General features: G+C 72.9%; 2 protein-coding genes. Both read right to left on the bottom strand.

What is annotated here, in order from left to right; all coding sequences use genetic code 11:
• Positions 1–31: 31 nt before the first annotated feature.
• Entirely contained in the window at positions 32–475 is a 444-nt protein-coding gene (locus VLI41_RS04145) for a hypothetical protein (RefSeq protein WP_325266791.1), read from the bottom strand.
• A gap of 168 nt (positions 476–643) precedes the next feature.
• On the bottom strand, positions 644–1,684 hold a 1,041-nt coding region (locus VLI41_RS04140; RefSeq protein WP_325266790.1), incomplete at its 5' end, for an MFS transporter.

Below are 1,684 nucleotides of genomic sequence, written 5' to 3'. Positions count from 1 at the left end.
CGCACGCTCGCCCGCACCGGAACGGTTCGCTTTACAGAGCCGACTGGAACGCCTTGCAACTTGGTCCGACAAGGCGGCCTGACCGCGTTGCCCGCCGACCCGGGACCATCCCGGCGAGCCGATCGCCGACGAGGCGCAGCGGCGCGTCGGAGTTCTCGGCCGCCCAGATCGCGAACAGGTGCCCGCCGATCGCATCCGCGGCGGCGGCCGCGGCCTGCGCCGGGGTGCCGGAGCGGACCACCAGGCGGATCGCATTCACGTGGCCTTCGAACACTCGCCCAAGCGGCAGGCTGGTCCGGCCGATGCTTCGCAGCAGGGCGAGGATTGCCGCTGCCCCGGCCGGCTCGGTGCCCCAGCCGGAGCCACCGAGCGCGACGGGCAGTGGTGCGCACAGCCCGCCCTGGCGACGCAGCGCCTCGAGCGAGGCGGTAGGAAACGGGTCCCCTGGGTCGGCGACAGTTCCATTTCGTTGCATGGCCGCTCTCAACACCGTATTCGGAGGGGCGGTTGCCGTGGCACCTCCCGGTGAGGCCGGGGCGGGCCTCAGGCGCGCCTTGTCCGCGTCAGCGTCCATAGTCACCATGGCATAACTGAGGTGGAGCGGTTATGGCCGGGCTCGCTACGATGGATCCTTACCGACGCGCTACGCCGGCTTGAGGCGCTCGGGCCTCGTCCGGGGCAACGGCGAGAAGGTGAGGGCGATCGCCACGGCCCCGAGCCCGACGGCCAGCGAGGCGAGGTGCATCCCCGCGTAGTCGCCGAAGCGGTCGAAGATCCAGCCGCCGACCGCCGGCCCCGCCGCCATGCCGACGCAGGAAGCCATGGTCGCGGCGCCGAACACCGTGCCCATGATGCGGGTGCCGAAACAGTCGCGCACGAGCACCGCGTAGAGCGGCATCACCCCGCCATAGGCCAGGCCGAAGACCGCGGCGACGGCGTAGAACTCCCCGAGGCCGCGGGCCGGGAGGAAGGCACCGATCGCGAGCGCCTGCAGCAGCAGCCCCCCGATCAGCACCGGCTTGGCGCCGTGGCGGTCGGCGAGCACGCCCAGGAGCAGGCGCCCGCCGAGTCCCGCCAAGCCCTGCAGGCTGTAGACGCTGACCGCGGCCACGGCGGACAGGCCGCAGACCATGGCGTAGCTCACCACGTGGAAAATCGGGCCGGAATGCGCGAGGCAGCAGGCGAAGAAGGTCGCCGCGAGCACCACGAATTGGCGGCTACCCAGGGCCTGGCGCACGGTGAAGCCCTCGCCCGCCGGCCCGGCCGCCGCGGTGGCGGCTGAGGCCGTCGCCGGCGGACGGCGCAGTAGCAGCGCGGCCGGCAGCAGGACGGCCCAGGCGACGAGCCCGATCACGAGCTGGGCGGTGCGCCAGTCATAGCCAGAGAGGAGCAGCCACTGCGCGAAAGGCGCGACGGTCACCGGTGCTATGCCGAGCCCGGCGGAGACGAGGGAGACGGCGAGCGCGTGGTGGCGGTCGCACCAAGCGCTGGCCGTCGCCATCATGGGCGCGAAGAAGGCGCCGACCGCCGCGCCGAGGAACAAGCCGTAGGCGAGCTGAAAGGCAGGCAGGCTCGTCGCCCGGCTGGCCAGCACCAGCCCGGTGCCGAGCAGCAGCCCGCCGGCGACACCGACAATCCGCGGGCCGTGGCGGTCGCAGACCCAGCCCCAGCCGAAGGCGCCGAC

Source organism: Phenylobacterium sp., assembly GCF_035475775.1.
Taxonomy (GTDB): domain Bacteria; phylum Pseudomonadota; class Alphaproteobacteria; order Caulobacterales; family Caulobacteraceae; genus Phenylobacterium.
The sequence above is the reverse complement of the archived record's forward strand: the minus strand, read 5'-3'. Positions and strand labels throughout refer to the sequence as shown.